The organism is Escherichia albertii NBRC 107761 = DSM 17582 (genome assembly GCF_000759775.1).
Classification (GTDB): Bacteria; Pseudomonadota; Gammaproteobacteria; order Enterobacterales; family Enterobacteriaceae; genus Escherichia; species Escherichia albertii.
Genome location: NZ_BBMY01000058.1, coordinates 1 through 1234 on the forward strand (window position 1 = coordinate 1; position 1234 = coordinate 1234).

At 61.8% G+C, this 1234-nt stretch carries 1 pseudogene; it reads left to right on the forward strand.

Features of this window, described 5'->3' with window-relative positions:
• Window positions 1-1234: pseudogene (locus EA14781_RS11975) on the forward strand (TipJ family phage tail tip protein); the annotation flags it as partial.

A 1234-nucleotide genomic window follows, 5' to 3' on the forward strand; every position in this document is an offset into this window, starting at 1 on the left:
GCGATGCGCTGTATGCCGGTATGGAACGGTCAGACGCTGACGTTCGTGCAGGACCGCCCGTCGGATGTGGTGTGGCCGTACACCAACAGCGATGTGGTGGTGGATGATAACGGCGTGGGATTCCGCTACAGCTTCAGTGCCCTGAAGGACCGGCACACGGCGGTGGAGGTGAATTACACCGACCCGCAGAACGGCTGGCAGACCTCCACGGAACTGGTGGAAGACCCGGAAGCCATACTGCGCTACGGCGCAATCTGCTGAAGATGGACGCGTTCGGCTGTACCAGCCGCGGTCAGGCCCACCGTGCCGGACTGTGGGTGATAAAGACCGAACTGCTGGAAACGCAGACGGTGGATTTCACGCTCGGGTCTCAGGGGCTGCGGCACACACCCGGTGACATCATTGAAATCTGTGATAACGACTATGCCGGGACCCTGACCGGCGGACGTGTCCTGTCCATTGATGCTGCCACCCGCACCCTGACGCTGGACCGTGAAGTGACACTTCCGGAGACCGGTGCCGCCACGGTGAACCTGATTAACGGCAGCGGTAAGCCAGTGAGTGTGGACATCACCGAACACCCCGCGCCGGACCGGATACAGGTCAGTACCCTGCCTGATGGTGTGGAGACATACGGGGTGTGGGGACTCTCCCTGCCGTCACTGCGCCGTCGCCTGTTCCGCTGTGTCTCCGTCCGGGAAAACACGGACGGCACCTTTGCCATCACGGCGGTGCAGCACGTACCGGAAAAAGAAGCCATCGTGGATAACTGTGCCCGCTTTGAGCCGCAGTCAGGTTCCCTGAACAGCGTCATCCCACCGGCAGTGCAGCACCTGACGGTGGAGGTGAGCGCAGCTGACGGCCAGTATCTGGCGCAGGCGAAATGGGACACGCCGCGGGTGGTGAAGGGTGTGCGCTTCAGTCTGCGCCTGACCAGTGGTAAGGGAACGGATGCCAGACTGGTGACCACCGCCATCACCGCAGACACGGAGCACCGTTTCAGCGGCCTGCCGCTCGGGGAATACACCCTGACTGTGCGGGCGATAAACAGCTATGGCCAGCAGGGTGAACCTGCCACCACCACCTTCCGGATTGCCGCACCGGCAGCACCGTCGCGGATTGAGCTGACGCCGGGCTATTTTCAGATAACCGCCACGCCGCATCTTGCCGTTTATGACCCGACGGTACAGTTTGAGTTCTGGTTCACGGAAAAGCGGATTGCGGATATCAGGCA